Source organism: Alkalibacterium sp. s-m-28, from assembly GCF_054658175.1.
Window position 1 is genome coordinate 1 of the sequence record NZ_BAAGIQ010000318.1, and the last position, 350, is coordinate 350.

The following is a 350-nucleotide window of genomic DNA, read 5'->3' on the forward strand; positions in this document are numbered from 1 at the left end:
CGCCCTTATTCACTTAACCTGGTGGTTAAGGGTAATTCATAGCGATGAGAGTTTTGTTAACGAACAAAACTGTTCTCAATAAATCTATTTCTCGGTGTTGTTTCTTAACATGTTTGTGTTGTGTTTAATCAACTATCTAGTTTTCAAAGAACAAAGTCCTGAAGGAAAAAAATCCCTCAAAACTGAACAAAGTAAAAACCTGTGCAAGGTTCCGTGTGCCCTGATGGCACTATCCTTAGAAAGGAGGTGATCCAGCCGCACCTTCCGATACGGCTACCTTGTTACGACTTCACCCCAATCATCCAGCCCACCTTCGGCGGCTAGCTCCCTAAAAGGGTTACTCGACCGAC

1 rRNA gene is annotated in these 350 nt (G+C 43.4%); it reads right to left on the reverse strand.

Annotated features, from left to right (window positions below):
• Positions 1-239: 239 nt before the first annotated feature.
• Positions 240-350 (reverse strand): 16S ribosomal RNA (locus ACYQ4S_RS12485); the annotation flags it as partial.